This window comes from Streptomyces minutiscleroticus (genome assembly GCF_014650875.1).
In the GTDB taxonomy this organism is placed as follows: domain Bacteria; phylum Actinomycetota; class Actinomycetes; order Streptomycetales; family Streptomycetaceae; genus Streptomyces; species Streptomyces minutiscleroticus.
In genome coordinates this window covers 32,428-59,253 of record NZ_BMVU01000022.1, presented here as the reverse complement: position 1 = coordinate 59,253, position 26,826 = coordinate 32,428, and the positions used below count along the sequence as shown (strand labels likewise).

Here is a 26,826-nt window from a genome sequence, read left to right as displayed (position 1 = left end):
CGGGAGTCCCGGGGAGCCCGCCCGGTCATCCCGTCCTCGAGTACTCCCTCGAGAAGTGGTAGAGCTCCTTGGACGTGGTGATGAGCTCCCGCTGCTCCTCCTTGGAGCCGACCATCGGCTGGGAGCCGTTGAGGGGCACCTGTGCGCTCTCCGGCAGGAACTTCACCGTCACCAGGCCGATGACGCCGGCCAGCATCAGGTAGTAGGCGGGCATCAGGTCGTTCCCGGTGGTGTTCACCAGCGCCTCGGTGACCAGCGGGGTGGTGCCGCCGAAGGCGGCGACGGCGAAGTTGAAGCCGATGCCCATGGCCGCGTAGCGCACGGCGGTCGGGAAGAGCGCGGGCAGGGTCGCGGCGCTCGGCGCGGCGAAGCAGGCGAGCAGCGTCGACAGGATCAGCACGCCGAGGACCGGCGGCCAGGTCCCCTCCATCCTGATGAGCAGGAAGGACGGCACGGCCAGCACGATCATCGCGGCCGCGGAGACGGCGTAGACCGGGCGCCGCCCGATCCGGTCGCTGAACCGGCCGATGAAGGTGATCAGCAGCACGATCCACACCATGCCGATCAGCACCAGCACGTCGGCGGAGCTGCTGGAGCGGCCCAGGGTCTCCGTCTGGTAGGTGGGCAGGAAGCCGGTGACCATGTAGTTGGTGACGTTGTAGAGCAGCACCAGGCCCATGCAGACGAGCAGCGGCCGCCAGTGGCTCCTGACGATGGTCTTGAACTCGCTGCCCGCCGACTCCTGGGCGAGGCTCTGCTCGTGCTCGTCCAGCTGCTGCTGGAAGGCGGGTGACTCCTCCAGCTTGAGCCGCATGTACAGGCCGATGACGCCCAGCGGACCGGCGATCAGGAACGGGACGCGCCAGCCCCAGGAGAGCATCTCGGCATCCGTGAGCAGGAAGTTCAGCAGGGTCACCAGCGCGGAGCCGAGCGCGTAGCCGACGAAGGTGCCGAAGTCGAGCCAGCTGGAGAGGAAGCCCCTGCGGCGGTCCGGCGAGTACTCGGCGACGAAGGTGGTGGCGCCGCCGTACTCGCCGCCGGTGGAGAAGCCCTGGACCATCCGGGCGAGGAGCAGCAGGATGGGGGCGGCGATGCCGATGGTGGCGTAGCTCGGGATCAGGCCGATGGCGAAGGTGCCGGCCGCCATCATGATCATGGTGGTGGCGAGCACCTTCTGGCGGCCCAGGCGGTCCCCGAGGGGGCCGAAGACGAGACCGCCGAGCGGGCGCACCACGAAGGCTGCGGCGAAGGTCGCGAAGGAGGAGATCACCTGGGCGCCCGGCGAGGCGCCGGGGAAGAACACCTTCCCGATGGTGGCGGCGAGATAGCTGTAGACCCCGAAGTCGAACCACTCCATGCAGTTGCCGAGTGCGGAGGCGCCGACCGCCCGCTTGAGCAGCGGCGGCTCGACGACCTGGACGTCCTCCTTGCGGAAGGCGCGCTTGTTCCGGCGGAGCCGGCGGGTGAGTTCCTCACGGACCTGCCGCGGCATCTCCGCCACGGCCTTCGGCATCCTCGCCCGTCGCTGGGAATGGGGGTGCCCTTCAGGCATCGCGTCGGTCACGCTGCCGCCTTTCTCTCGCATTACCGCAGTTCGCCTAAGCGAATTCTGCGCCGCAATGATCGTTCGGCGCATGTCAGAGCCGCTGCCCAAATTCGTGCACATTACACCTATGAGGATGCGGGCCCACCGTCGTCGCGCAGCACCCCCTCCCAGGTCAGAGCGTCCGCGAAGCCGTACCCCCACCGTCCCGACCGGCCGCTGCGGCCCGCGCCGGCCACGACGCGTCCGGTACCGCGGTCGACGTCGTCGCCGTCGCACGCGCACACGTGCCGGGCCGCCCCGGGCGGGGTGCGCCCGGGACGGCCGTGCGGTCGCACCGTCATGCGGCGGCCGGGGCGGGGCCGACCAGTTCGGACAGGACGTCCTCCATGGTCACGAACCCGATGACGCGGCCGTTCCCGCCGAGCACGGCGGCGAGGTGGCTGCCCTCGGCGCGCAGCGCGGTGAGGGTGTCGTCCAGCGGGGTGTCGATGCGGACCCGGGTGACCGGGTGCAGGGCCGCGCGGGGGAAGGGCCGGTCGCGGTCGGCGAGGCCCAGGGTGTCCTTGATGTGCAGGTAACCCAGCAGGGTGCCGTCGGGGCCGGTGACGGGGAAGCGGGAGTACCCCGCCTCGGCGGCCGTCCGCTCCAGCTGGGCCGGTGTGACGGCGTGCCCGACGGTGTGCATGCGCTGGACGGGGACGAGGATCTCGCCGACCGGGCGGGTGCCCAGCTCCAGCGCGTCGCGCAGCCGCTCGCCGTCGGCGGGGGTCAGCAGCCCGGCCTCACTGGAGTCGACGACCATACGGGCCAGCTGGTCGTCGGTGAAGACGGACTCGACCTCGTCCTTCGGCTCGACGCGCAGGAGCTTGAGCAGCGCGTTGGCGAAGGCGTTGACACCGAGGACGACCGGGCGCAGCGCCCGGGTGACCGCCACCAGCGGCGGGCCGAGGAGCAGGGCGGTGGGCACCGGCGCGGCGAGGGCGACGTTCTTCGGGATCATCTCGCCGACCAGCATGTGCAGATACGTCGCCACGGTCAGCGCGAGGGCGAACGCGATCGGGTGCACCAGGCCGTGCGGGACGTGGGCCGCCTCGAAGGCGGGCTCCAGCAGGTGGGCGATGGCGGGTTCGGCGACCGCCCCGAGCACCAGCGAGGAGGCCGTGATGCCGAGCTGGGCGGTGGCCATCATGGCGGAGATGTGCCGCAGCGCCCACAGGGTCATCCTGGCCCGCTTGTTCCCCTCTTCCGCGCGGGGCTCGATCTGGCTGCGGCGCACCGAGACCAGGGCGAACTCGGCACCGACGAAGAACGCGTTGGTCAGCAGCGTCAGGGCGCCGAGGGCGAGCTGCAGGGCGGTCATCGGGCGTCCTCCGCGAGCTCGGCGGACCGCGCGGCGGCCGGCGCGGTGATGCGGACGCGGTCGGCGCGGTGGTGGTCGACGTCGAGGACCTCGATCCGCCAGCCGCCGACGTCGACGGTGTCGCCCTTGGCGGGGATGCGGGCGAGGCGGGTGGCGATCAGCCCGGCGGCCGTCTCGTACGGGCCCTCCGGCGCGGTGAGCCCGATCGCGGCGAGCTGGTCCAGGCGCACGCCGCCCTCCGCCTCCCACGCCCCGGGCCCCTCGCCCGTCCGCGGGACGGGCAGCAGGTCGGGGAGTTCGACGGGGTCGTGCTCGTCGCGCACCTCGCCGACGACCTCCTCGACGATGTCCTCGACCGTGGCCACGCCCGCCGTGCCGCCGTACTCGTCGATGACGACGGCCATGGTGCGGGTGGCCCGCAGCCGCTCCAGGAGCCGGTCGGCGGTGAGGCTGCTGGGCACCAGCAGGGGCTCGGTGGCCAGGTCGGTGACCGGGGTGACGGCCCGCTCCCGCGGGGCCAGGGCCAGGACGTCGCGGATGTGGACGGTGCCGACGACCTCGTCCAGGCCGTCGCGGTAGACGGGGAAGCGGGACAGGCCGGTCGCCCGGGTCAGGTTCGCGGCGTCGGCGGCCGTGGCGTGCGCCTCCAGCGCCTTGACGTCCACGCGCGGGGTCATCACGTTCTCCGCGCTCAGCTCGCCCAGGTGCAGGGTGCGGACGAACAGCTCGGCGGAGTCGGCCTCCAGGGCGCCCTCGGCCGCCGAGTGCCGGGCGAGCGCGACCAGTTCCTCCGGGGTGCGGGCGGAGGCCAGCTCCTCGGCGGGCTCCAGGCCGAAGCGGCGCACGACGTGGTTCGCGGTGCTGTTGAGGTGCCTGATGAACGGGCCGAACGCGGCGGTGAAGCCGCTCTGCGGCCGGGCGACCACCTTGGCGACGGCCACCGGCCGCGAGATCGCCCAGTTCTTCGGCACCAGTTCGCCGACCACCATCAGTACGACGGTGGAGACGGCCACGCCCAGCACGGTCGCCGCGGACGCGGCGGCACCGCCCAGACCGGCCGCCTCCAGCGGGCCTTCGAGCAGCGCCGCGAGCGACGGCTCGGCGAGCATGCCGATCACCAGCGAGGTCACCGTGATGCCCAACTGGGCGCCGGACAGCTGGAAGGTGAGGCGGCGTACGGCCTTCAGCGCGCCCTCGGCGCCGCGCTCCCCCGCCTCGACGGCACGTTCCAGGTCACCGCGCTCGACGGTGGTCAGCGAGAACTCCGCCGCGACGAACACCGCGCAGGCCAGTGTCAGCAGCAGAGCCAGCAGAAGCAGCAGCAGTTCGGTCATCGTGCCGCTCCCGCTTCCTCGACCGCCGCGGCGCCCGGACGGCGGGACAGGGCACGACTACTACTGGGAGGCTCACCCATCGGGGGTTCATCGCTCCTTCGTGGAATGCGCACGACGCGCGGGAGGACAGTGGGTGAAGACAGGATTCCCTGCTTCTACAGTCACTGTAAAGGAGCTGCGGGGAACGGTAACCGGCCCTCCGGTCCGCCCTTTGCCACCGGTCGCGGCGCACCCGCCCGTCCGCGCCCCACCGGACGCGACGGGCGCCCCACCGGACGCGGAGGACGCCCCATCCGCTTCGGCGGGCGCCCCACCCGGCGCGGTGGACGGCTCATCGGACGTCGTCGGCGTCGAGACCGGGGCCGACCACCAGGGTGACCACACCGTCGGCGGCGCCCGCGTCGCGGACGGCCCGCACACCGGGCAGGCGGGAGGCGAGCGCCGCGGCCTGCCGCTCCAGGCCCCGCGGGTGGACGACCACGGTGGTACGGACGACCTCCGGCGCCCAGTCCGTGCCCTCCGGCGCCCCGTCCGTGCCCTCCGGCGCCCCGTCCGTGCCCTCCGGGACCCGGTCGTCCTCCTCGCCCCTGCTCCCCTCCTCCCCCCTGCCGCCCTCCTGCTCCCCGTCGCCGTCCTCCTGCTCCCCGTCACCGTTCTCCTGCTCCCCGTCGCCGTCCTCCTGATCCCCGTCGCCGTCCTCCTGGGACCCGTCCGCGTCGACGACGGTGTATCCGCGTGCGCGCAGTGCGCCGGCGACGGCGGCGGTCCGCTCCGGGTCACCGGCGCCGTCGAGGACCCGTACGCGCACGGAGGACGCGTGGACGGGGTCCACCGCGCCCGTCCTCAGCCGCTCCTCGTCCACCTCCTCGTCCTCGGCCAGGGCGGAGAAGAGGCCGGCGGCCTGCGGGTAGCGCCACACCACGTTGGCCTTGTCGGTGGCCACGTCGGCCTGACGCGGGTAGTTGGGGACGGTGAGGAAGGCCAGCCGGTCGCCGGGCACGTCCTGCAACTCGGACGCGAGTTCGTACAGCGGCCTGATGCCGGCGAGCCCTTCGTCCGTGGTCAGGGACCCGGTCACGGACTTCAGGGCGCCGTAGACCGCGCTCGGGCTGGTCAGCCTGGACCGCGCCTTCCGGGCCAGGGCCGCCACGAACTCCTGCTGGCGGCCGATGCGTCCGAGGTCGGAGCCGTCCCCGACGTCGTACCGGGCGCGTACGTAGCCGAGGGCCGCCTCGTCCCTGACCGTCTGGCAGCCCGCGTCCAGGTCCAGGTGGGCCTTCTCGTCGTGGATGGCCTCCTCGGGACAGACCTCGATGCCGCCGAGCGCGTCGACCATGCCCTTGAAGCCCTGGAAGTCCACGGACACGTAGTGGTCGATGCGCAGCCCCGTGTTCCTCTCCACCGTCTTGACGGCGCAGGCGGCAGCGGCGGCGACGTCCCCGCCGCTGCCGCCGATCGCGAAGGCCTCGTTGATCTTGTAGTGGTGCGGGGACGAGACGGTGCCGTCGCCCCGGTCGCAGGCGGGTATCTCCACCCAGGAGTCGCGCGGGAGGGACACGACGGCGGCCCACTCACGGTCCGCCGGGAGGTGCACCACCATCAGCGTGTCGGACTGCATGGTGGTCAGCCCCGTGCCGTACCGCGCGTTCCCGGCGTCACGGCTGTCCGAGCCGACGACCAGGATGTTCCTGGAGCCCGGACTGCGGTTGACCGGCCGCTCCCCGCCGATCCTGGTGTTCACGTCCGCAGCCCTGATGCCGCCGTCCAGGTCCTCGTAGACCCAGGCGCCGGCGCCCGCGACGCCGAGGACGAGCGCCGCGCAGGCGCCCGCGCCCCACATCAGGATCCGGCCCCGCCGCGCCGTCTTCACCGTCAGCCCCTTCGCCGGCCGGACTCCCACCGCTGCGCGGGCGCGGCCCGCCCCGCCCCTCGCACCACGGGGCCGCCCGCGGGGCAGGGAGCCGGCACGGCTCCACGCGTCGCCCAAAGGAAGACGATCGCTCCGGACCACGGGTACACAAAAGGCACAAACAGGCCGTAGCGCAGGAGGCCCGAACACCTCGGTGGAGCGAGGGGGCCGCGCTCGGCGCGGCGGGCCCGCGCGCCACCGGCAGCCTTCGGCGATCGGCCCGGAATGCGTAGAATAGAGGGGTCGGTCCAGCCATGTGGCAGACCGCGGCCGACCACCGGCCCGGGCGACCGGCGCCCGCCGTACGACCCGCTCCGGAGCACCCATGACCCACCCGTCCGCCGCGCCGGGCGACGGTTCCGACGCCCTCTTCGGCCTGGAGGCCCTCGGCTCCGCGGCACCCGCGGCGGAACCGGCCCCCCGGTCCGGCACCGAGCCGCTCTTCCGCGACTCGCCCGCGGCCCGCCGGCTGCTGCCCGTGCGGGAGATCTACGCCGAGCCCGGGGCCGCCGCGTCGCCCCGCGGCCGGCAGGTCCTCGCGCGCTTCCCCGACGCCCGACTGATCGAGGTGGAGTCCCACTGGCGCATCCCCGAGCTGCACGGCAACGAGGGGAACGTCGAGCGCTGGGTGCGCGTCAAGGGCGAGACGCTCGTCCTGGGCGAGCGGAAGACCTTCACCAGCCGCCCCAACGGCCGGTCCGCCGACTGGATCGCCCCGGGCCCCTCCAACGGCTGCGCCATGGCCTGCGCCTACTGCTACGTGCCGCGCCGCAAGGGGTACGCCAACCCCGTCACGGTCTTCACCAACATCGACCGGCTGATCGCCCACCTGGGCCGGCACATCGCTCGGCAGGGTCCCAAACCCGAGCCCGACCAGGTCGACCCCGAGGCCTGGGTGTACGACATCGGGGAGAACGGCGACTGCTCGGTGGACGCCCTGATCTGCGACAACACCGCGGACCTCGTGCACGCCTTCGCCCGGTGGCCCACCGCGAAGGCGTCCTTCGCCACCAAGTTCGTGAATCCCGACCTGCTCGCCCTCGACCCGCGCGGCCGGACCCGGATCCGCTTCTCCCTGATGCCCGCGGACGACTCCCGGCTGCTGGACCTGCGCACCTCGCCGATCGCCGACCGCATCGCCGCCGCCCCCGACTTCCTCGACGCCGGCTACGAGGTGCACTTCAACCTCTCCCCCGTGGTGATCCGCCCCGGCTGGGAGGACGACTGGGCCGAGCTGCTGCGTCACCTCGACGACGTCCTGCCGGACCGGGTCAAACGGCAGGCGGCCGCCGAGGTGATCATGCTGACGCACAACCAGGAGCTGCACGAGGTCAACCTCGGCTGGCACCCCCGCGCCGAGGAGGCGCTGTGGCGGCCCGGCCTCCAGCAGGCCAAGCGGTCCCAGAACGGCGCGCTCAACGTCCGCTACCGCAACGACGTCAAGGCCGGGGCCCTGGAGACCCTGCGCGGCCTCGTCGCGGCCCACGCTCCCTGGCTGCGCATCCGGTACGCCTTCTGACCCGCACCGGCGCGGACCGCGCCCGGCTCCCGCCGACGGGACACACCGTCCGCCGCGCGCCGTCGGTCACACGGTGGCAGTCACACGCTGCGGTTCGCACTTCCGGGTCACACGTTGTCGGTCACCGCGCGGGCGCGCAGCGCCGCGACGGCCGCGGCCGGGTCCTCGGCGTAGAAGCGGAAGGTGCGGGCCTCGCCCCGCCGGCCCAGGGGCCGGACGAACACGACCGGCTCCGTCAGCTCGACCGTGACCGTCGTCCGGCTCCCCACCGCGAGGTCCACCCCGCCGTCCGCGCCCACGGACACCGGCCCGGCGTCGGGGTAGCGGCGCTCGACGCGGACGGAGGCCACGCGCCCGGCGGGGACGCGCAGGTCGAACAGTGCCCCGTAGCGCAGTCGCAGCGAGCCGTCGGCGCCGACGACGTGCGGGCGCACGACGCAGGAGGCGTGCAGGGCGATGACGAAGTACACGCCCCACAGGTCGAGGACGAGTGTGATCGCGTGCACCACGGGCCAGGGGACGAGGTACGCGAGAGCCACCGTCTCCACGACGGAGACGAAGAGGATGCCGTACATGAAGGCCGCCTGCCCCGGGGCGTACGGCACGGCCGTGTCGCCCTCGCGCACACCGTGCGGTCCGCGGCGGGCGAGCCACCGGAGGAGGCCGGCGGACAGGGCGACCTCGTGCGCGACGAGCCGGCGCGGCACCCGCGGCCCGGTCATCGGCCTCGCTCCCGCAGCAGCCGGACGGCCCGGCGCACCACCGCGGCCTGGGCCGGCGAGAACTCCGCGAGGAGGGCCCCGGTGAAGCCGCGCCCCGCCGCCTGCTCGTCCCACTCCTCGGGAACCGGCATCGCCCGCAGCGCCTCCTCGGGAATGCTGCCGGCCACGGCCCGCGCCGCCTCCTCCACCCGGGGGTCGTCCTCCGGGGCCTCCGCCAGCTCGTCCAGCAGGCCGTACACCTCGTACGCCCGCACGAGGGCGCCCGGGTCGGACTGCAGCGCGCCGAGCAGCGTGTCGAGCCAGGCGCGGTGGCCGTCCGCGGAACCCGTCTCCAGCAGGGCCAGCAGCTCACGCTCCCTGACCGCCATCGCGGGCTCCGGCCCGGGCAGGCCGGCCGAGGCGCGGGCCATGTGCTCGAAGAGGGCCGCGAGCTCGGGCGAGACCGGTGCCTCGGCGGGCAGCCCCTCCCCCTGCCGCGCCGACCGCAGCAGCTGCGCCAGGCGGAGCCGCCGCTGCCGGATGTCCTCCTCCTGGCGCGCCAGGTCGGCGTCGAGTTCGGCGAGCACCTCGGCCAGGTCGCGGTCGGCGTCCCCGGCCACGACGTCACGGACCTCGTCGAGGCTCAGCCCCAGCTCCGTGAGACGGCGGACGCGGGCGAGCTCGACGGCGTGGCGCAGCGAGTACTCCCGGTAGCCGTTGGGCTGCCGCGGAGGCTCGGGCAGCAGGCCGACGCGATGATAGTGCCGTACGGCACGCGTGGTGACGCCGACGACGCCGGCGAGTTCTCCGATCCGCATGCCACCAGTAGAAACGTTGTCGCCGCGACAAGGTCAAGGCAGGGAGCGGAAGCGGAAGCGGGAGAGGGAAAGGGAGAGGGACTGATAGGAACCGACCGTGACCGGCAGGGGCTGGCAGGGGCCGGACCGACTGGGATCGCCAGGGACCGACGGACCGTGGCCGGTGGCGGCCGGGACCGTGGCCGGTGGCGGCCGGGACCGTGGCCGGTGGCGGCCGGGACCGTGGCCGGTGGCGGCCGCCGGGTCAGCCGTCCGGGTGTTCCGACGTGCGCACCGGGAGCGCCCGCAGGCCGCGCGAGCGCATCGAGGGGCGCCAGCGCAGCGCGTCCGGCGGACAGTCGAGCGCGAGGCCGGGGAAGCGGTCGAAGAGGGCGGTCAGCGCGATCTCGGTCTCCGCGCGGGCCAGGGGGGCGCCGAGGCAGTAGTGGATGCCGTGGCCGAGCGCGAGGTGCCCGGCGGCGTCGCGGCCGAGGTCCAGGCGGTCCGGGTCGGCGAAGCGGCGCGGGTCGCGGTGCGCGGCGGCGAGCGACAGCAGCACGGTCTCGCCCGCCGGGACGGTGACCCCGCCGATCGTGACGTCCTCGGTGGGGAACCTCCGGATGGCCAGCGGGACCGGGCCGTCGTAGCGGGCCAGTTCCTCGACCGCGCCGCTCGTCCGCGCCGGATCGGCGCGCAGCGCGGCCAGCTGCTCGGGGTGGCGGAGCAGGGCCAGTACGGCGTTGCCGATCAGGTGGACGGTGTTCTCGTACCCGGCGACGAGGACGAGGAAGGCCAGGGAGGTCAGCTCGTCCTCGGTGAGCCGGTCCTCCTCGTCGCGCACGGCGATCAGCGCGGAGACCAGGTCGTCCCCGGGGGCCGTCCGCTTGCCGGCGATGAGCCGGGCGAAGAAGGCCAGGAGGCTGCCGACCGCCTCCTTCGCCTTCTCGGGCCGCGCGGGGTCGGGCGCGACGAGGGCGTCTGTCCAGGACCGGAAGTCGGGCCGGTCGGCCGCCGGCACGCCGAGCAGGTCGCAGATGACGACGATCGGCAGGGGCGCGGCGTACGACGCGATCAGGTCCGCGCGGCCGTCCCGGGCCAGGGGGTCCAGCAGCCGGTCGGCGGTGCGCCGGATCGGTCCGCGCAGCCGGTCGACGTGGCGGGGGGTGAACGCCCGTGACACCAGGCGCCGGATGCGTGTGTGGTCCGGCGGGTCCATGTTGAGCAGGTTCGCGTCCAGCGCGGGCGGCAGCGCCATCCCCCGGTAATTGCCCGGTGCCGCATGGCGCTTGTCCAGCGACAGCCGCGGATCGGCGATCGCCCGGCGCACGTCCTCGTAGCGGGTGACCAGCCAGGCCGGGAGACCGTCCGTGCCGGTGATCCGGTGGACCGGCCCCTCCTCGCGGAGGCGCCCGTACAGGGCGTACGGGTCGGGGAACGGCTCCGTCGGGTCAACTTCGTTTGCCTGTGCGGGTGTTGTGGCGCTCATGCGCCCAGCCTAGGCGCTCGCGCCCGGCCGTTCCGTAGGACGCCACGCGGGTTCCGCCGTACGGGCCGGGCGCGCCCGGCCCGTACGGCGGCCCTCATCATCCGCACCGTCCCGACCGCACCGTCCGGCCTCGCCGTCCCGAACGCGTTGTCAGTGGCCGCCACTAGGTTCGTTCGTGTTCCGCCGCTGTGGCGTGGACGTCCCCTTTGTGCTGCATGGGAGAGGGTGCGTTGTCGGATTGGGAGAGGTCGAGCACGGTGCGGGTGACACCGCCCGCGCGGCCGCGCAAGCTCGCCAAGGTTCCGTTCGTCGAGCTGGCCGACGGACGTCTGCAGGGTGTGGTGTCCAGCGGTTCGGACATCGGGCGGGTCTATGTGTCGTCGGTCGCGGCCGGCACGTACGAGTTCGCCTGCAGCACGAACAACAACCGCCCCTGCGGCGGCGCCCGTGGCACGTTCTGCAACCACATACGGGCCCTGGTCGGCGAGGCGGTGCTGCAGTACGGCGCAGGACGCGTCGCCCGTTACCTGAAGGCGGAGACCGCGGCGGAGGAGCCGGACGCGCAGGCCCTCACGGACGCCATGACCGCCGCGCGCCCGCCGCAGGGGGACACCACGGCCGCCGCGCCGGTCTTCAGCCGGTTCCTGCGCCACCTGGCCTACCTCGAACTCGCGCCCACGACCGCGCCGCTGCCGGAGATGCAGTGGTTCCCGCCGACCGGATCGGCGGCGGGCGGGCCCCAGGACGGGTCCGGTCCGGACACGGGTGAGCGCGCCGACGCGCTCACCGGCACCGTCGACGGGCTGGACGAGGTCCTGGCGGCCGTCGACGCCTTCGACCAGGTGCTGGTCGCAGGGCTGCTGCGCCCCCGGCCCGCGCAGGCCGCCGGTCTGTCCGGACTGGCCCGTGCCGTCGCGGGGTCGCCCCTGGCCGACCGGGTCGCCGAGGCGGCGGAGAAGGCGGCGGCCGGATCCGCGGCCGAGGACCACTTCGTCGCCCTCGCCGCGGCCCGCACCGCCCTGCTCGGCTCCGTCCACGACGCGCTGGCGGCCCGCGCCGAGGAGGTCACCGGCCGGTCCGGCGGCGGGGCCACCGCGCCGGGACCGGACGGGCCGGACGGCACAGGTGCCTCAAAGGACGACCTGGACGGCGCAGGCGGCTCGGTCGAGGCGGGCGGCACAGGCGGTTCGGGCGAGTCGGGCAGCACAGGCGGCCCGGACGAGTCGGGCAGCACAGGCGGCTCGGTCGAGGCGGGCGGCACAGGCGGTTCGGACGAGGCGGATGAGCAGCGGGCGGCGAACCTGCTCGCCGCCGCCCGCTCGTGGCTGTCGGACCTGGCGAGGCGCGGCTGGCAGGGCCTCGACCACGACGTGGTCGCCGGATCGGCACAGGTCGTCTCCGCGATGCTCCCGGTCCCCGGGCTGCGCCGCCTGGCGGTGCTCCTCGACGGGTTCGCCGCCGAACTCGCCGCGTCCTGCCCGGGCGCGGCCCTGGAGCGGATTCCGGTGCGCCGCTGGGCCGACCTGTGGGCGCGGGCGACGCTGCTGACGCTGCCCGGCGCGGCCCACGCGCCCGCGACCGGTACGGCCACCGGCCGTCTGCTGCCCCTCGGCGTCGACGTGCAGGAGCACGCGACGGCCGTACAGGCCCAGGTCCACGCGGTGTTCGAGCCCGCCGACGGTGCCGCGCCCCGCCTGGTGCGGGCCAGCGTGTCCGCGCCGAAGCCCGACACGGTCGTGGGGGCCGGCCTGTGGCAGCTGCTGCGCCCGCACATGTCCCTGCTGGCGGCCGCCGGCGAGGGGCGCGCGATGGAGCTCACCGGCATGCCGGTCACCGCAGAAGGCGACCTGCTCTGGAGCGACGTCCACGCCCGTCCCGGTGAGCCCGCCGACCCCTTCGCCACCGCCCGCGTCGCCCTGCCCGCCGCGGCGGACGCGGTGGCCGCGCCGCTCGACCGGCACCCCGCGCGCCTCGCGGTCCCCGTGTTCCTGGAGGGCTACGCCGTCCGACAGGACGACGACGCGCTGACGTTCACCGTCGCCGGGCACCCCCTCGCCGTCGACACCGGCCGCGTGCCGGCCGCCGGTCCGCTCACGCCCGGGGCGGTCGCGCGGTCCGGCGCGTGCATCGGGCTGCTGCGCTGGGACGCCGGGACGTTCGGCGTCCAGCCCCTGGCCGTGGAGACGACCGTACGGAAGAAGGCCGTCGCCGTCCACGCAGGCGCCTGGGCCGGCGGCACGACCGACAAGGCGGGCGTCAGGGCCGAGAAGGCCGCCACCGACGCCGTGAAGGTGCTGCGCGAGCGCGCCGGGAAGCTGCTGCGCACATGACCGAGTCCATGAACACGAACACGAACGCGCAGAGGCACGCGGCCGGACACGCGGCCTCACCCGCACCGGCACCGGCACCGGCACCGGCACAAGCCCCCGTCCCCGCCCCCGAGGCCCTCCCCCACGACAACCGCCGTCAGGTGCTCTACTGGCGGCTGCTCGCCCGCCTCTTCGACCACGAGGAGCAGGCCGCGCTGGAGTCGGCGAGCCTCGCCGTCGTGGAGGACATCGGTCTGCCGGCCGCGCTGCTGGACCCGCAGGCCTCCGTCGACTCGATCGTGCAGCGCCACCCGGAGCTGGCCGCCGAGTTCGACGGCCTGATGGTCCCCGAACCCGAACCCGCACCCGAGCCCGAACCCGCATCCGCATCCGACGCCGGCACGGACGACGACGCCGGTGCCGGTGCCGATCCCTCCGGGGACGGACGCGACCGGGCCGCCGAAGTGCGGCGCGCGGCCCTGGTGTCGAAGGTGCTGCTCAACGTCTTCGCCTCCGGCTCCGGCACGGTCACCGCCGGACAGCTGGCCCGTTGGCAGGCGGACGCGGGCTGGCTGGAGCGCGCGCTCGGCTGCGGCCCCGGCGAGCTGCGCGGCGGCCGCGGCGGCGCCGGCCAGGGGGCCGGCCGGAGCGCCGGGGGACCGGGCGTCGGCCCCACCGGTACCGGCGGCCGCGGCACGACGCCCGACCTGAGCCGGCTGATCCCGGCGATCGGCCCGGAGCTCGGCGCCATCGAGGCCGACCTCGTCAGGCGGATGCGCCTGCGCGAGGTGCTGGCCGACCCCCACCTCGCCGCGCAGCTCACGCCGAGCATGTCCCTGATCGAGCAGCTGCTGCGGGACAAGAACAACCTCTCGGGCGTGGCCCTGGCCAACGCCAAGGCCCTGATCCGCCGGTTCGTCGACGAGGTCGCCGAGGTGCTGCGCACCCAGGTGGAGAAGGCCACGGTGGGCGCCCTGGACCGCTCCGTCCCGCCCAAGCGCGTGTTCCGCAACCTCGACCTGGACCGCACGGTCTGGAAGAACCTCACCAACTGGAGCCCGGAGGAGGAGCGGCTGTACGTCGACCGCCTCTACTACCGGCACACCGCGCGCAGGACGACGCCCCAGCGGCTGATCGTCGTCGTGGACCAGTCGGGCTCGATGGTCGACTCGATGGTGAACTGCACCATCCTGGCCTCCATCTTCGCCGGGCTGCCGAAGGTGGACGTGCACCTGATCGCGTACGACACGCAGGCGCTCGACCTCACACCGTGGGTGCACGACCCCTTCGAGACGCTGCTGCGCACCGACCTCGGCGGCGGCACGGACGGCACGGTCGCCATGGCCCTGGCCCAGCCGAAGATCGCCGAGCCGCGCAACACCGTGGTGGTGTGGATCTCCGACTTCTACGAATGGCGCGGTGAGCAGCTCTTCGAGAGCATGACCGCCGTCCACCGCTCGGGGGCCAGGTTCATCCCGGTCGGCTCGGTGACCAGCTCCGGCCGCGGCAGCGTCAACCCGTGGTTCCGTGAGCGTTTCAAGGACCTCGGCACCCCCGTCCTGTCCGGGCACATACGCAAGCTCGTCCACGAGCTCAAGACGTTCCTCACGTAGCCGGCGCCCTTCCGCGCCCACCGCCCGTCTCGCGCTTCCCGCTTCCCGCTTTCGCTGTCCGCTTTCGCTTTCGCTTTCCGCTTCAGAAAGGCCCTGTGATGTCCGACCTGCTGCGCGCTCCCGCCGAGATCAAGTACGCCGAGGAGCTGGACTGGCTGGAGTCGATCGACGACGGCCCCAAGCCGTTCTCCTGGCGGCTGTCCCCGAAGATGGTGCGCCTGTTCATCCTGGGCTCCGAGCGGGCGGACGGCCTGGACCGAAAGGTCTCCCAGAAGTGGTTCGGCGACCGCAGCTTCGTCGAGCGCTCCATCGTGACGCTGGCCTCCGACCGCGGCCTGCTGCTCATCGGCGACCCCGGCACCGGCAAGAGCTGGCTGGCCGAGCTGCTGTCCGCCGCGATCTGCCGCAACTCCACCCTGGTGGTGCAGGGCACGGCCGGCACCACCGAGGACCACATCAAGTACTCCTGGAACGTGTCGATGGTCATCGCCAAGGGCCAGTCCCGCGAGTCGATGATCCCCTCCCCCATCATGACCGCGATGGAGGCGGGCGCGATCGGCCGCTTCGAGGAGCTCACCCGCTCCACCAGCGACGTCCAGGACGCGCTCATCTCGATCCTGTCCGAGAAGTACATCTCGGTCCCGGAGCTGGGCGGCGACGGCGACAGTGACAACATCGTCTTCGCCCGGCCCGGCTTCTCGGTCATCGCCACCGCCAACAGCCGCGACAGAGGCGTGAACGACCTGTCGTCCGCACTCAAGCGCCGCTTCAACTTCGTGCGCATCCCGGTGGTGACGAACAAGCGGAGCGAGGCGGAGATCGTCCGCTTCCGCACCGAGGAGCTGCTGCGCCGCCACCGCATCGAACTGGACGTGCCCCCGACCCTGCTCGACGTGCTGCTGCAGAGCTTCGCCGACCTGCGCGCCTCGGCGGCCGCGGCCGGCAGCGACGACGAGAGGCTGGAGTCGGCGCTGTCCACCGCCGAGCAGATCGGCGTGCTGGAGGACGCCGTCCTGCACAGCGACTTCTTCGGCGAGCGCGCCCTGAGCGCCCGTACGCTGGCCTCCTCGCTCGTCGGCTCGCTGGCCCGGCGCGAGCCCGAGGACCTGGCCATCCTCAACAAGTACCTGCACGGGGTCGTGGAGCCGCGCAGCAAGGAGGAGGGCGGCTCCTGGCCGGAGTTCCTGGAGGGCGGCCGCGACGCGATCGCCACCCTGTCCTGAGCGGCCGGCCCGACACGAGTGGCAGGAACAGCATGAGCGACACGCACGAGCAGAGCAGCGGCACGCCCGAGCCGACCGGCGGCGCGCACGAGCAGAGCAGCGGCACGGCCGAGGCGACCGGCGGCGAGCCCGAGCAGGACAGCGACGCGCACGGGCGGACCTTCGACGCGCTGCGCGGCCAACTGCGGGAGGCGGCCGCGGCGTTCGCGGGCGGTCCCGACGCCCTGGAGGGCATCCTCCTCGGCATCGTCGACGACGTCGACCGCGCGGTCCGCGAGCCCCTGGAGATCTTCCCCGTCTGCCACCACTCCCCCGCCTCGGCGCTCGCGATGGCGCGCCGGCTCAGGGAGAAGCGGCCGAAGGTGGTGTACCTGGAGCTGTGCGAGGACATGGCCCCGCTCCTGACCGAGCTGCGCAACTGCCGGCTGCCGGTGGCGGTGCAGGCGTTCGCGAGCGAGACCGACGGCTTCCCCGCCGAGTGGTCGCCGCTGTCGGTGGTCGCGCCGATCACCGAGGCCTCGGCCGAGTACCAGGCGATCGCCTACGCGCTCGACACACCGGGTGTGGAACTGGTCCTCGTGGACCGCTCCTCGGACCACGTCTTCCAGTGGGACGCGCGGGGGGCGCGGGGAACCGGCTCCGCCGGACCCGCCGGACCCGCCGGTGCGGACGAACCGCCCGCCGAGGAGGAGGCCGCGCTGCACGGCGACGCCGTCGGCGTGGGGATCGGCGACCTGCGGCCGCGCTTCGCCGAGCTGGAGGAGCACCTGCTGCGCCACGGCCGGGTGCGGCACTGGTCGGAGTGGTGGCACCAGTACGTGGAGCTGCCGCTCGGCGACGGCGACCACGACACCTACCGCCAGGTCATGCTCCTGATCGGCAGCCTTTTCCGGCGCCTGGCCCCGGGCGACCCGCACCGGATCCGGGTGGACGAGGACCGCGAGCGGTACATGTGGACCAGGATGCGCGAGCACCTGGCCGCGACCGGCACCGACCCCGCCGACTGCCTCTACGTCTGCGGCGCCTTCCACGCCGCGAGCCGGGTCGACGAGTTCGGCGTCGCCGGCGGCGGCTCCTTCGGGATCGCCCCGCGTACGGCCACCCGATGGCAGTACGGTCTGATCCCGTCCAGCCATGCCGCGATCGAGGCGCAGTTCGGTCTCGCCGCCGGTTCGGTGTCCATCGCCGCGACGGTGTGGGCGAAGAACCTCGAGCGCACCGGAGTGCGGCCGTACCGGCTGGCCGGGCAGGCGGGCGCGAACACGAAGAGGTCCGGGGCCGGGAAGGCACCGGCGGCCCCCGCACCGTCCGCACCGTCCCCGGACCGGCTCACCGGCTTCCTGCGGCGCCCTCCCGTCCTGGACCGGCTGGACGAGGCCGAACTGCTCGGCTGGTCGGTGGAGATCGTGCGCGCGGCCCGGCGCAACGGCTACCTCGCCTCCACCGCCGACGCCATCGCGGTCTTCGAGACGTCGATCCTGCTGGCCGGGATGCGGGACCGGGCCAAGCCCACGCCGTACGACTTCCAGGACGCGGCGGTCACCTGCATCGAGAAGGACAGTGTGCCCGGCCGGCGCGACGTCCGCCGCCTGGTCGAGATCATGATGGGCGGCGACCGGATCGGCCGGGTCGGCTACGACGCGCTGCCGCCACTGGCCCGCGACGTGCACGACCGCCTCGCACCGCTGGGTCTGAAGCTCCAGCAGCGCGGTGTGCGGCGCGCGCTGCTGGACATGGCGTCCCGGCCGGAACTGGAGCGCTGCTCCGACGTGCTGTGGATGCTGCGGTACCTGATGCCGCAGGGCGCCGCGCGGCCCATCATGGGTGAGCGGAAGCTGGGCGAGCGGCCCATCCAGGAGTCCTGGGACCTGGCCCTCGGCACGCACCAGCGCGCGCTCATCGAGCTCGGCTACGAGGGCGTCAGCGTCGAGCAGGTCCTGGAGCAGCGCCTGCGCCGCACGGCGTACGACCCGCGGGCCACCGCCGCCACCGTCCTGGAGGCCGTCGAGGACGCGACGCTGTACCTGCGCAGCCGCCGCCTCGCCGACGAACTGGGCACCCACGCCCTGCAGGTGCTGTCGGCCGAGCGCAGCGTCGACGGCGCGCCGGAGGTGCTGCGCCGGGTGCGCCGGCTGCTGGCGTACTACCGCACCGGCGAGCCGACGCTGCCGCAGTGGATCGAGTCCTTCGTCAAGGCCGGCTACGCCCACTACTGCACCCTGCTGCCGACGGCGTTCACCGACGACGACGCCACCGTGCGCCAGGTGGCGGCGATGCTGGGCTTCCTGTTCGACATGGAGGGCCTGGCGCTGTCGCTGGGCTGCGACCGCACGCAGCTGGAGCTCGCGGTCGCCCAGTCCCACCCCGAGGAGCCGGCGAAGACGGCCATGCTGTGGGCGGCCCGGACGCACCTGGGGCACCTGTCCCGCGCGGACCTGCGGGCCAGGTGCGACGAGCTGCTCGGCAACCCCCTGACGGTCCACGCCTACCCGCGCCACCTCAGCGGCTTCCTCCACGCCCTCCAGCCGGTGCCCGGCCTGACGGACTTCGTCGTGGAAGCGGTGTCGAACGCCTTCGCGCGCCTCCCCGACCGGGTGCTCCTGCCCTGGCTGCCGACGCTGATCACCACCCTGCGCTCGGGCGGCGCCGAACTGGCGCCGCTGCTGATCCGTGAGGCCGGCCGCGTCTTCCCCGGCCGGCTCGCGCGGCTGGACGCGTGGGTGCCGCCGTGGCGGGAGCGGCCGGGCCCGGACGAGGAGGCGGTGCTCACGGCGCGGCGTCCCGCGGACGGCGGCCGCGGCGTGGCCCTCCTGGCCGCCCGCCCCGCGACGTGCGACGCGGTGGCCGCCCTGCTGGGCTGCGACGGGCCGTGGGAGACGGCGGGCCCCTCAGGCCCGGCGGGCGCGGCCCTGGTCGGCCGGTACCCGGCCGCGGCGGAGGCGGCGGAGGCGCTGCTGGCCGCCTCGTGACACGGCCGGGCACCGGTCCGCGCGTGACCCGCGGGCGGGCTCCTCAGGCGCGCAGTTCGGGGGGAAAGCCCGTCCAGCGGAGTCCGGCGGGCAGGTGCGCCATGTCGTTGTGGAAGAGGACGGAGGCGGGGCGGCCGGGCGCGTACCGGATGACGGTGAGGGCGGCGTTGGCCTGGTTCAGCCCGGTCCAGCGCCACGCGGGCGCGTCGAGGGCGTCGCGGACGAGCCAGCCGATGAGGAAGTTGTGGGTCACGACCAGCTCGTGGCGCGGCTCGTCGCCGTCGACGGGTCCGGTGAACCGGGCGAGGGCCTCCCGGGCCAGCCCGGGGCCGTTCTCGCGTTCCTCGGCGGGGAACCGCCCCAGGTGTTCGAGCAGGGCGTCGGCCGACTCCGGCGGCAGCTCCTCCCTCCGCGGCACGTACGGGACGTAGTCCCCGGCCGCTTCCGAGGAGTGCAGGGGGACGGTGCCGATCCGGTCGCGGACCAGCCGGGCGGTCTCCGCCGCGCGCGGCAGCGGGCCGTGGTGGATCGCCGCGAGGGGCCGCCGCGCAGCCGTTCGCCGAGCAGTGCGGCCTGGCGCCGGCCGGCGTCCGTCAGCCGGCTCTCGTCCGGTGAGGCCTCGCCGTGCCGCGCGAGGTAGAGGTAACGGGACGCTCTTGCGGTCATGTACGGGACCTCCGTCGCGTGCGTGATCATGCGGACTGACGGACGGAGGGACGCCGCCCGCCACGGCCCGGTTCCGCCGCCGGACGGTGCGAAGTGCGTGTGGTCCGGCCCGGACTGCCCGCAGACGGCGCAGGCGCTCGGCGTCCCGGTCGGGACCGAGCGCTCCCGGCCGTTCCGGGCGCGGGCGGGACTGCGCGCACCGACCGACCAGCGGCTGGAGGGGGACGCCGGCAGGAAGCTGCGAAAGGACACCGGCCGGAAGCCGGAAGGGGCACCGGCCGGAAGCCGGAAGGGGACGCCGAGCGGAAGCCGGGACGAGGCACCGGCCGGAAGCCGGAAGGGGCACCGGGCGGGACGCACAGGACACCCGGGACGCCGACGCGGCCCCGGAAAGTCCGGGGAGACGGTGACGGTGGGGCTGGACCGGCCGGTCGGCGACCGCGTCCTCCTGGACGCCTCCACCGGCCGCCCGGTGCCGTACAGGGAAGCGTACGGACCGTCACCCGGTGCGCCCTGAACGACGCCTCCGGCCCGGGTCACCGCTCCCGGAGGTCACCGCTCCCGGAGGTCTCCGTTCCCGTAAGGCACCGGCCGGCGCACCGTTCCGGCGGCACCGTCCGCCGCGCTGTCCCGGCGGCACCGGCCGCGGGCCGGCGCCGCGGGATCCGTCCGTCCGCGCAGCGCAGGCGCCGTCACCGTTCCGCACCGCCGCGGCGGCCCGGCCGCGCGGGAGTGCGGAAGGCCCGCCGGACCCCGCGACGGGGTCCGGCGGGCCTTCGGCCGCTTCAGGCGGCGGCCGCCTGCCGCTCCGCCCCGTCCCGGTGGATCGGCGTCCCCGAGTCCGTCAGCGGGGTCCCCGTGCCGCCCCGCCGGGCCGCGACGACCTCCGCCGCGATGGACAGGGCCGTCTCCTCCGGGGTGCGGGCGCCGAGGTCGAGGCCGATCGGGGACCTGAGGCGGGCCAGGTCCCGTTCGGCGACGCCCGCCTCGCGCAGCCGGCGGTCGCGGTCCTCGTGGGTGCGGCGCGACCCCATGGCGCCGACGTACGCGACCGGCATCCGCAGGGCCTCCCGCAGCAGCGGGACGTCGAACTTGGCGTCGTGGGTGAGCACGCACAGGACCGTGCGCGGGTCGGTGGCGGTGCCCCGCAGGTAGCGGTGCGGCCAGTCGACCACGACCTCGTCGGCCTCCGGGAAGCGGGCCCGGGTGGCGAAGACGGGGCGGGCGTCGCACACCGTCACGTGGTAGCCCAGGAACTTGCCCACCCTCACCAGCGCCGCCGCGAAGTCGACCGCGCCGAAGACGATCATGCGGGGCGGCGGTGTGCTCGACTCGACGAGCAGGGTGAGACCGCCGGGACAGTGTGTTCCGTCCTCGGAGAGGTCGGCCGTGCCGGTGCGGCCGGTGTCCAGGAACGCCCGGGCCTCGGCCGCGGCCGTGCGGTCCAGCTCCGAAAGCCGCCCGAGGCCGCCCTCGTACGAGCCGTCGGGCCGGACGAGGAGTGCCGCGCCCAGGAGGTCGTCCGGGCCCCGGACGACCCGTGCGACGGCCACCGGACCGCCCTGGGCGACGGCCGCGAGCGCCGAGCGGAACACCGTCCCCGCGGGCGTTCCCGCCCGGACCGGTGTGATCAGGATGTCGAGCACGCCGCCGCAGGTCAGACCGACCGCGAAGGCGTCCTCGTCGCTGTAGCCGAACCGCTCGCGGACCGTCCGGCCGTCCGCCAGGGCCTGCCGGCACAGGTCGTAGACCGCTCCCTCCACGCAGCCGCCGGAGACCGAGCCGATCGCCGTGCCCCCGCTGTCGACGGCCAGGGCGGCGCCGGGGCCGCGCGGCGCGCTGCCGCCGACGGCGACGACGGTGGCGACGGCGAAGTCCCGGCCCTCCTCGGCCCAGCGGAGCAGCTCCTCGGCGATGTCAAGCATCGTGTGCTCCGGTGTGCGCCAGCAGGACGCGGTCGGGGCGGATCGGCAGGTGGCGGTGGCGTACGCCGGTGGCGTGCCAGACGGCGTTGGCGACGGCCGCCGCCGCGCCGACGATGCCGACCTCGCCGACCCCCTTGATGTCGATGGGGTCGTCCGGGTCCTGGTCGTCCACCCAGTCCGCCTCGACGGCCGGTACGTCGGCGTGCGCGGCGAAGTGGTACCCGGCGAGGTCGGCGCCCACGTGCGAGCCCAGGTTCCGGTCCCTGGCCGCCTCCTCGTGCAGGGCCATGGAGATGCCCCAGATCATTCCGCCGACGAGCTGGCTGCGGGCGGTGAGCGGGTTGACGATCCGGCCCGCGGCGAAGATGCCGAGCATGCGCCGTACGCGCACCTCGCCGGTGGCGGTGTCCACGGCGACCTCGGCGAACTGCGCGCCGTAGGAGTGCCGTTCCTTCTGCGACAGCGCGCCGAGGGCCTCGGTCGTGTCCGAGCGCACCGTGACGCCCTCCGGCGGAACGGTGCCGTCCAGCGCGAGCCGCTCGCGCAGTTCGCGCGCGGCGATCGTGATCGCCCAGGCCCACGAGCGGGTGCCCATCGAGCCGCCCGCGATCATCGCCGGGCCGAAGTCGCTGTCCCCGATGCGGACCCGGACGCGCTCGGGCGCCACCTCGAGGGTGTCGGCGGCGACCAGGGTGAGCGCGGTGCGCGCGCCGGTGCCGATGTCGGCCGCGGTGATGCGCACGGTGAAGGTGCCGTCCGCCTCCGCCGTCACCGCCGCCGTGGACGGTCCCGCACCGGCGTGGAAGGAGGCCGCGGCCGTGCCCGTGCCGAGCAGCCAGCGCCCGTCGCGGCGCAGTCCGGGGCGCGGGTCGCGGTCCGCCCAGCCGAACCTGCGGGCGCCCTCCTCGAAGCAGGCGACGAGGTTGCGGCTGCCGAAGGGCAGCCCGGAGACCGGGCCCCTGTCGGGTTCGTTGCGGGTGCGCAGCGCGATCGGGTCGACGCCGCACTTCTCCGCGAGCTCGTCGAGCGCGGACTCCAGCGCGAACGACCCCGGCGCCTCGCCGGGCGCGCGCATCCAGGTCGGCGTCGGCACGTCGAGCCGGACGAGCTCGTGGGTGGTGTGGTGGGCGTCGGCCGGGTACAGCGCGCGGCCCGCCGCGGCGCTCGTCTCGACGAACTCGCGCACCGTCGAGGTGGCGCTCAGGCTGCGGTGCTCCAGCACGCGCAGCCGCCCGTCGGCGTCGGCGCCGAGCCGGACCCGCTGCACGGTGGGGCTGCGGTAGCCGGCGAGCGAGAACACCTGGCGCCGTGTCATGACGACCCGCACCGGGCGCTGCAGGACGGTGGCGGCCATCACCGCCGCCACCTGGTGGGCGCGTACGCCCTTGGAGCCGAAGCCGCCGCCGACGTGCTCGGAGCGTACGCGCACCGCCCCCGGGTCGAGGGAGAACATCTGGGCGAGTTCGCTCGCGACCCAGGTGCTGCCCTGGTTGGAGTCGACGACCTCGAGGCGGCCGCCGTCCCAGCGGGCCGCGGCCGCGTGCGGCTCCATCGCGTTGTGGTGCTCCTCCGGCGTGGTGTACTCGGCGTCCACCACGACCGAGGACGCCGCGAGGGCCGCCTCCAGGTCGCCCTTCTCCACCGCCGCCTCGGCGTAGCCGGCGCTCTCGGGTGCGTACGCTCCCGGGTGCCCGGCGGAGAACGCGACGTCGTGCGGCTCCTGGTCGTAGTGCACCACCAGTGTCTCGGCGGCCTCCCTGGCCTGCTCGGACGTCTCGGCGACGACCAGGGCGACCGGCCAGCCCGCGTGCGGCACCCGGTCGTCCTGGAAGACGACGGCGGCCGGGTCCGGCGGCACCCCCAGCATGCCGACGAAGTCGCTCTCGACGCGCGGCGCGTTGCCGTGGTGCAGGACGGCGAGCACGCCGGGCATCGCCAGGACCGGGTCGGCCTCCACGGAGCGGACGCGGCCGCGGGCCACCGTGGACAGCACCAGCCAGCCGTGGGCCAGTTCGGCGAAGGGGATCTCGCCCGCGTAGCGGGCGGCGCCGGTGACCTTGTCCCGGCCCTCCACGCGGGTGCGTGCGGTGCCGATGGAGCGGACGGCCGCGGCCGCCGGGTCGGTGGTCGTGGTCATCGGGCGTCCTCCTCGGCCAGTTCGCTCAGTACGGCGACCACGAGGTTGCGTATCAGGGTCACCTTGTATCCGTTGTCGCGCAGCGGCTCGGCGGCGGCCAGTTCGGCGTCCGCGGCGGCGGCGAACGCCTCGGCCGTGGCCGGCCCGCCGGTCAGCGCGCGCTCGGCCGCGCGGGCCCGCCACGGCCGGGAGGCGACGGCGCCGAAGGCCAGCCGCACGTCCCGCACAACGTTGTCACGGACGTCGAGCGCGGCGGCGACCGAGCCGATGGCGAACGCGTAACTGGCGCGCTCGCGCACCTTGCGGTAGCGGGAGCGCGCGGCGACGGGGGCGGGCGGCAGGGTGACGCCGGTGATCAGCGCCCCCGGCGGCAGGGCGGTCTCGCGGTGCGGGGTGTCGCCCACGGGGAGGTAGAAGTCCGCGAGCGGTGTCTCGCCCGGTCCTTGCGCGGTCTCGTACGAGACGACGGCGTCGAAGGCGGTCAGGGCCACGCCCATGTCGGAGGGGTGGACGGCCACGCAGTGGCCGCTGGCGCCCAGGATCGCGTGGTTGCGGTGCTCGCCCTCGACGGCGGGGCAGCCGGTGCCGGGCTCGCGCTTGTTGCACGGCTTGGTGACGTCGGTGAAGTAGGCGCAGCGGGTGCGCTGGAGCAGGTTGCCGCCGACCGTGGCCATGTTGCGCAGCTGTCCGGAGGCGCCGGCCAGCACCGCCTGCGCCAGGGCCGGGTAGCGGCGCCGGACCTCGGGGTGGGCCGCGAGGTCGCTGTTGGTGACGGTCGCGCCGATCCGCAGGCCGCCGTCCCGTGTCACCGCGATCTCGTCGAGGGGCAGTTCGCGCACGTCGACGAGGCGGGAGGGCCGCTCGACGCCGGTCTTCATGAGGTCCACGAGGTTGGTGCCGCCGCCGATGAAGCGCGCGTCCGGGTCCGCGTCGAGCACGGCGAGGGCGCCGGAGACGTCGGAGGCCCGCTGGTAGCCGAACTCCCTCATGCGGCCTCACCCGTCTCCCGGACGGCCTCGGACTCGGCACCGGCGGCCCGGGCGACGGCCTGGGCGATCGACACGTAGGCGCCGCAGCGGCACAGGTTGCCGCTCATCCGCTCGCGGATCTCGTCGGGGGTGAGCGGTGGCGGCCCCGCCTCGGGCCGGACGTCCTCGGTGACGGCGCTCGGCCAGCCCGCCGCGTGTTCGGCGATCACCCCGACGGCCGAACAGATCTGCCCCGGTGTGCAGTAGCCGCACTGGAAGCCGTCGAGGTCGAGGAAGGCCTGCTGCACCGGGTGCAGCTCCTCGCCGTCGGCCATGCCCTCGATGGTGGTGATCTCACGCCCCTCGGCGGCCACGGCGAGCTGTAAGCAGGACACGGCCCTGCGGCCGTCGATCAGTACCGTGCAGGCTCCGCACTGCCCCTGGTCGCAGCCTTTCTTGCTTCCCGTCAGATCGAGCCGCTCACGCAACGCGTCGAGCAGGGTGGTGCGGTGGTCGACCGTCAGTTCGTGCTTGTCCCCGTTGACGGTCAAGGTGATGGCGCTGGACGTCGGTGAAGCCATGGTCTGCCTTCTTTCGCTTCTTTCGCATGCGGAACGCGTCGGCGAGAACGGTCGAAAGACTGGGTGGGAGTGGGAGTGGCGGCGCTGTACGTGACGGTCCCGGCTTGAAAACATGCAGGGTGCGGGGGAAAACCGGTGGTCACCCGTCCGCCGCCCACACTCCGCACCGGCCGCGTCCACCGTTAGAGTGGACTCAACCGGACAGTTGTCCGTTACGGGGAAACGTACCGGACAGCTGTCCGGTCAGCAAGACCCGGTCCGCTCCGGGCCCGCGAGGAGGACCAGTGCAGCACAAGAAGGACGCACCCGTGCGCTCGGACGCGCAGCGCAACCGCGAGCGCATCCTGGCGGTGGCGCTGGCCGAGCTGACGCGCTGCGCGAACACCCCGCTCAGCGCCATCGCCAAGAAGGCCGGCGTCGGGCAGGGCACCTTCTACCGCAACTTCCCCAACCGCGAGTCCCTGGTGCTCGAGATCTACCGGCACGAGATGCAGCAGGTCGCCGACAGCGCGGCCCAGTTGCTCGCCACCCGCGCGCCGGACCGGGCCCTGCGCGAGTGGATGGACCGGCTCGCGCGGTTCGCCCTGGCCAAGGCGGGCATGGCGGACGCCATCCGCCAGGCGACCAGCGCCCCGGCCGCCCCCGCCAAGCCGGGGCACGCTCCGCTCACCTCCGCGGCCGAACTCCTGCTCAGGGCCGGCGAGGAGGCCGGTGCCATCCGCCCCGGCGTCACCGCGGACGACTTCATCCTCGCCATCGCGGGCCTGTGGCAGATCGACCCCGCCGGGGACTGGGAGCCGCGGGTGACGCGGCTGCTGGACCTCGTGATGGACGGGCTGCGGGCGGGAGCGGGCAGAGGGGCCCCGCCCGCCGCCCGCGGGTGAGCGCCCGGGCCCGGGCGGCCTCCCGCCCCGGCACGTCCGCCGGGCCGCCCCTCAGGTCCTGCGGGCCTCGATCAGGTAGCGCTGCGAGTACGCCACGAAGGGGCCGTGGCGCTCCATGAAGCCGTGGAGCGCGCGGAGGCGGTCGCGGTACGCGTCCACGGCGAAGCCGGGGACGATCCAGATCACCTTGCGCAGGAAGTGGACCACGGCCGCGATGTCGTGGAACTCCATCCGGCAGGCCTCCTGCCGCACGTCCACGACCTCCAGGCCCGCCGCTTCCGCGCACCGCACGGCCGTGACCGGGGACGTGCCGGACCTCGTCGTGAAGGGGGTCCGGGGCGGGTCGTCGCCACCGCCTCCGGCGCCGGCGTCCTCGCCGGAGGGAGCGGCGCGGACGGCGGGCGGTCCGGCCTCCCGCAGGAAGTCGGCCAGCTCCCCCACCGTGTGCGCCCCGACCTGCTGCGTAAGGTACGTACCGCCCGGCCGCAGCACCCGGCGCACCTCGTCCCAGCGGGTCACCACGGGGTGGCGGCTCACGACCAGGTCGAAGCGGTCCGAGGCGAAGGGCAGGCCGGCCGCGTCGGCCACCTCGACGACGACGGCGCCGAACCGGGCCAGGTTGCGCCGGGCGATCTCCAGGTTCGGCGGCCAGGACTCCGTCGCCGCCACCACGGGCGGGGCGACGGGAACGGACGCCAGCACCTCGCCCCCGCCGGTCTGGACGTCCAGCACGGCCTCGGCCCTCCTCATCCGCTCCGCGAGCAGCCGCGCGTACCCCCAGGACGGCCGCTGCTCGCTCGCGCGCCCGTCGAACCAGGAGAAGTCCCATCCCTCGGTCGGAACGGCCTCCCCTTCCGCGAGGAGGTCCTCGAAGTCGGCCATGCGGAGAGGATGGCAGA

18 protein-coding genes and 1 pseudogene are annotated in these 26,826 nt (G+C 74.4%); 6 read left to right on the top strand and 13 right to left on the bottom strand.

The window, feature by feature from the left end:
- Window positions 1-25: 25 nt before the first annotated feature.
- The 4 genes from IE271_RS21560 to IE271_RS21545 all read right to left on the bottom strand — a co-directional run bounded on the left by IE271_RS21560 (window position 26) and on the right by IE271_RS21545 (window position 6,080).
- Window positions 26-1,513 carry an MFS transporter gene (locus IE271_RS21560; protein ID WP_190192017.1) on the bottom strand — a complete coding sequence of 496 codons (1,488 nt, stop codon included), beginning with the start codon at window positions 1,511-1,513 and terminating at the stop codon, window positions 26-28.
- 370 nt (window positions 1,514-1,883) lie between these two features.
- On the bottom strand, window positions 1,884-2,906 hold the full coding sequence (locus tag IE271_RS21555) for a hemolysin family protein (RefSeq protein WP_190192016.1): 1,023 nt from the start codon (window positions 2,904-2,906) through the stop codon (window positions 1,884-1,886).
- On the bottom strand, window positions 2,903-4,240 hold the full coding sequence (locus tag IE271_RS21550; RefSeq protein WP_190192015.1) for a hemolysin family protein: 1,338 nt from the start codon (window positions 4,238-4,240) through the stop codon (window positions 2,903-2,905). The genes IE271_RS21555 and IE271_RS21550 overlap by 4 nt, the downstream gene beginning before the upstream one ends.
- Window positions 4,241-4,571: 331 nt before the next feature.
- A complete protein-coding gene (locus tag IE271_RS21545) occupies window positions 4,572-6,080 on the bottom strand; it encodes an LCP family protein (protein WP_229919480.1) in 1,509 nt (502 codons plus the stop codon).
- Window positions 6,081-6,474: 394 nt separating this feature from the next.
- Here IE271_RS21545 and IE271_RS21540 point away from each other — a divergent pair, with 394 nt between their 5' ends.
- A complete protein-coding gene (locus IE271_RS21540; RefSeq protein WP_190192014.1) occupies window positions 6,475-7,668 on the top strand; it encodes a spore photoproduct lyase family protein in 1,194 nt (397 codons plus the stop codon).
- Between the two features lie 107 nt (window positions 7,669-7,775).
- Here the strand turns inward: IE271_RS21540 and IE271_RS21535 are convergent, their stop codons facing one another.
- The 3 genes from IE271_RS21535 to IE271_RS21525 form a co-directional block, all read right to left on the bottom strand.
- Complete coding sequence (locus IE271_RS21535; protein WP_190192013.1) at window positions 7,776-8,390, bottom strand: hypothetical protein; 615 nt, start codon at window positions 8,388-8,390, stop codon at window positions 7,776-7,778.
- On the bottom strand, window positions 8,387-9,187 hold the full coding sequence (locus IE271_RS21530; RefSeq protein ID WP_190192012.1) for a MerR family transcriptional regulator: 801 nt from the start codon (window positions 9,185-9,187) through the stop codon (window positions 8,387-8,389). The genes IE271_RS21535 and IE271_RS21530 overlap by 4 nt, the downstream gene beginning before the upstream one ends.
- Before the next feature lie 244 nt (window positions 9,188-9,431).
- On the bottom strand, window positions 9,432-10,652 hold the full coding sequence (locus IE271_RS21525) for a cytochrome P450 family protein (protein ID WP_190192011.1): 1,221 nt from the start codon (window positions 10,650-10,652) through the stop codon (window positions 9,432-9,434).
- Window positions 10,653-11,455: 803 nt separating this feature from the next.
- Between IE271_RS21525 and IE271_RS21520 the strand changes: the two genes are divergently transcribed.
- From IE271_RS21520 to IE271_RS21505, 4 genes are all read left to right on the top strand, one after another.
- Complete coding sequence (locus tag IE271_RS21520; protein WP_229919479.1) at window positions 11,456-12,982, top strand: hypothetical protein; 1,527 nt, start codon at window positions 11,456-11,458, stop codon at window positions 12,980-12,982.
- An 8-nt stretch (window positions 12,983-12,990) separates the two neighbouring features.
- On the top strand, window positions 12,991-14,574 hold the full coding sequence (locus IE271_RS21515) for a vWA domain-containing protein (RefSeq protein ID WP_229919472.1): 1,584 nt from the start codon (window positions 12,991-12,993) through the stop codon (window positions 14,572-14,574).
- Between the two features lie 98 nt (window positions 14,575-14,672).
- Window positions 14,673-15,797: an ATP-binding protein gene (locus tag IE271_RS21510; protein ID WP_190192009.1), complete on the top strand. Its 1,125-nt coding sequence runs from the start codon at window positions 14,673-14,675 to the stop codon at window positions 15,795-15,797.
- Between the two features lie 32 nt (window positions 15,798-15,829).
- On the top strand, window positions 15,830-18,766 hold the full coding sequence (locus tag IE271_RS21505; protein ID WP_229919471.1) for a DUF5682 family protein: 2,937 nt from the start codon (window positions 15,830-15,832) through the stop codon (window positions 18,764-18,766).
- A 43-nt stretch (window positions 18,767-18,809) separates the two neighbouring features.
- Here IE271_RS21505 and IE271_RS21500 read toward each other — a convergent pair.
- From IE271_RS21500 to IE271_RS21480, 5 genes and pseudogenes are all read right to left on the bottom strand, one after another.
- Window positions 18,810-19,432: pseudogene (locus IE271_RS21500) on the bottom strand (histidine phosphatase family protein).
- 785 nt (window positions 19,433-20,217) lie between these two features.
- Window positions 20,218-21,357, bottom strand: coding sequence for an XdhC family protein (locus tag IE271_RS21495; protein WP_190192008.1), 1,140 nt, complete (start codon window positions 21,355-21,357; stop codon window positions 20,218-20,220).
- Complete coding sequence (locus IE271_RS21490; protein WP_190192007.1) at window positions 21,350-23,494, bottom strand: xanthine dehydrogenase family protein molybdopterin-binding subunit; 2,145 nt, start codon at window positions 23,492-23,494, stop codon at window positions 21,350-21,352. Before IE271_RS21490 ends, IE271_RS21495 begins: the two co-directional genes overlap by 8 nt.
- The gene (locus IE271_RS21485; RefSeq protein WP_190192006.1) at window positions 23,491-24,483 is read right to left on the bottom strand and encodes an FAD binding domain-containing protein; all 993 of its coding nucleotides are present in this window, start codon (window positions 24,481-24,483) and stop codon (window positions 23,491-23,493) included. Before IE271_RS21485 ends, IE271_RS21490 begins: the two co-directional genes overlap by 4 nt.
- Window positions 24,480-25,043 (bottom strand): 2Fe-2S iron-sulfur cluster-binding protein, encoded by a 564-nt coding sequence (locus IE271_RS21480; RefSeq protein WP_190192005.1) that lies wholly within the window; start codon window positions 25,041-25,043, stop codon window positions 24,480-24,482. The genes IE271_RS21485 and IE271_RS21480 overlap by 4 nt, the downstream gene beginning before the upstream one ends.
- A 284-nt stretch (window positions 25,044-25,327) precedes the next feature.
- On the opposite strand from IE271_RS21480, the gene IE271_RS21475 reads away from it, so the two are divergent.
- Window positions 25,328-25,927 carry a TetR/AcrR family transcriptional regulator gene (locus IE271_RS21475; protein WP_190192004.1) on the top strand — a complete coding sequence of 200 codons (600 nt, stop codon included), beginning with the start codon at window positions 25,328-25,330 and terminating at the stop codon, window positions 25,925-25,927.
- A gap of 51 nt (window positions 25,928-25,978) precedes the next feature.
- On the opposite strand, the gene IE271_RS21470 is transcribed toward IE271_RS21475, so the two are convergent.
- Window positions 25,979-26,809, bottom strand: coding sequence for a class I SAM-dependent methyltransferase (locus IE271_RS21470; RefSeq protein ID WP_190192003.1), 831 nt, complete (start codon window positions 26,807-26,809; stop codon window positions 25,979-25,981).
- Between the last annotated feature and the right edge of the window lie 17 nt (window positions 26,810-26,826).

Excerpts from the sequence above, each read along its gene's own strand:
- IE271_RS21560 (WP_190192017.1), bottom strand. The coding sequence starts at position 1,513 with ATGCCGAAGGCCGTGGCGGAGATGCCGCGGCAGGTCCGTGAGGAACTC.
- IE271_RS21555 (WP_190192016.1), bottom strand. The coding sequence starts at position 2,906 with ATGACCGCCCTGCAGCTCGCCCTCGGCGCCCTGACGCTGCTGACCAAC.
- IE271_RS21550 (WP_190192015.1), bottom strand. The coding sequence starts at position 4,240 with ATGACCGAACTGCTGCTGCTTCTGCTGGCTCTGCTGCTGACACTGGCC.
- IE271_RS21545 (WP_229919480.1), bottom strand. The coding sequence starts at position 6,080 with ATGTGGGGCGCGGGCGCCTGCGCGGCGCTCGTCCTCGGCGTCGCGGGC.
- IE271_RS21540 (WP_190192014.1), top strand. The coding sequence starts at position 6,475 with ATGACCCACCCGTCCGCCGCGCCGGGCGACGGTTCCGACGCCCTCTTC.
- IE271_RS21535 (WP_190192013.1), bottom strand. The coding sequence starts at position 8,390 with ATGACCGGGCCGCGGGTGCCGCGCCGGCTCGTCGCGCACGAGGTCGCC.
- IE271_RS21530 (WP_190192012.1), bottom strand. The coding sequence starts at position 9,187 with ATGCGGATCGGAGAACTCGCCGGCGTCGTCGGCGTCACCACGCGTGCC.
- IE271_RS21525 (WP_190192011.1), bottom strand. The coding sequence starts at position 10,652 with ATGAGCGCCACAACACCCGCACAGGCAAACGAAGTTGACCCGACGGAG.
- IE271_RS21515 (WP_229919472.1), top strand. The coding sequence starts at position 12,991 with ATGAACACGAACACGAACGCGCAGAGGCACGCGGCCGGACACGCGGCC.
- IE271_RS21510 (WP_190192009.1), top strand. The coding sequence starts at position 14,673 with ATGTCCGACCTGCTGCGCGCTCCCGCCGAGATCAAGTACGCCGAGGAG.
- IE271_RS21505 (WP_229919471.1), top strand. The coding sequence starts at position 15,830 with ATGAGCGACACGCACGAGCAGAGCAGCGGCACGCCCGAGCCGACCGGC.
- IE271_RS21495 (WP_190192008.1), bottom strand. The coding sequence starts at position 21,357 with ATGCTTGACATCGCCGAGGAGCTGCTCCGCTGGGCCGAGGAGGGCCGG.
- IE271_RS21490 (WP_190192007.1), bottom strand. The coding sequence starts at position 23,494 with ATGACCACGACCACCGACCCGGCGGCCGCGGCCGTCCGCTCCATCGGC.
- IE271_RS21485 (WP_190192006.1), bottom strand. The coding sequence starts at position 24,483 with ATGAGGGAGTTCGGCTACCAGCGGGCCTCCGACGTCTCCGGCGCCCTC.
- IE271_RS21480 (WP_190192005.1), bottom strand. The coding sequence starts at position 25,043 with ATGGCTTCACCGACGTCCAGCGCCATCACCTTGACCGTCAACGGGGAC.
- IE271_RS21470 (WP_190192003.1), bottom strand. The coding sequence starts at position 26,809 with ATGGCCGACTTCGAGGACCTCCTCGCGGAAGGGGAGGCCGTTCCGACC.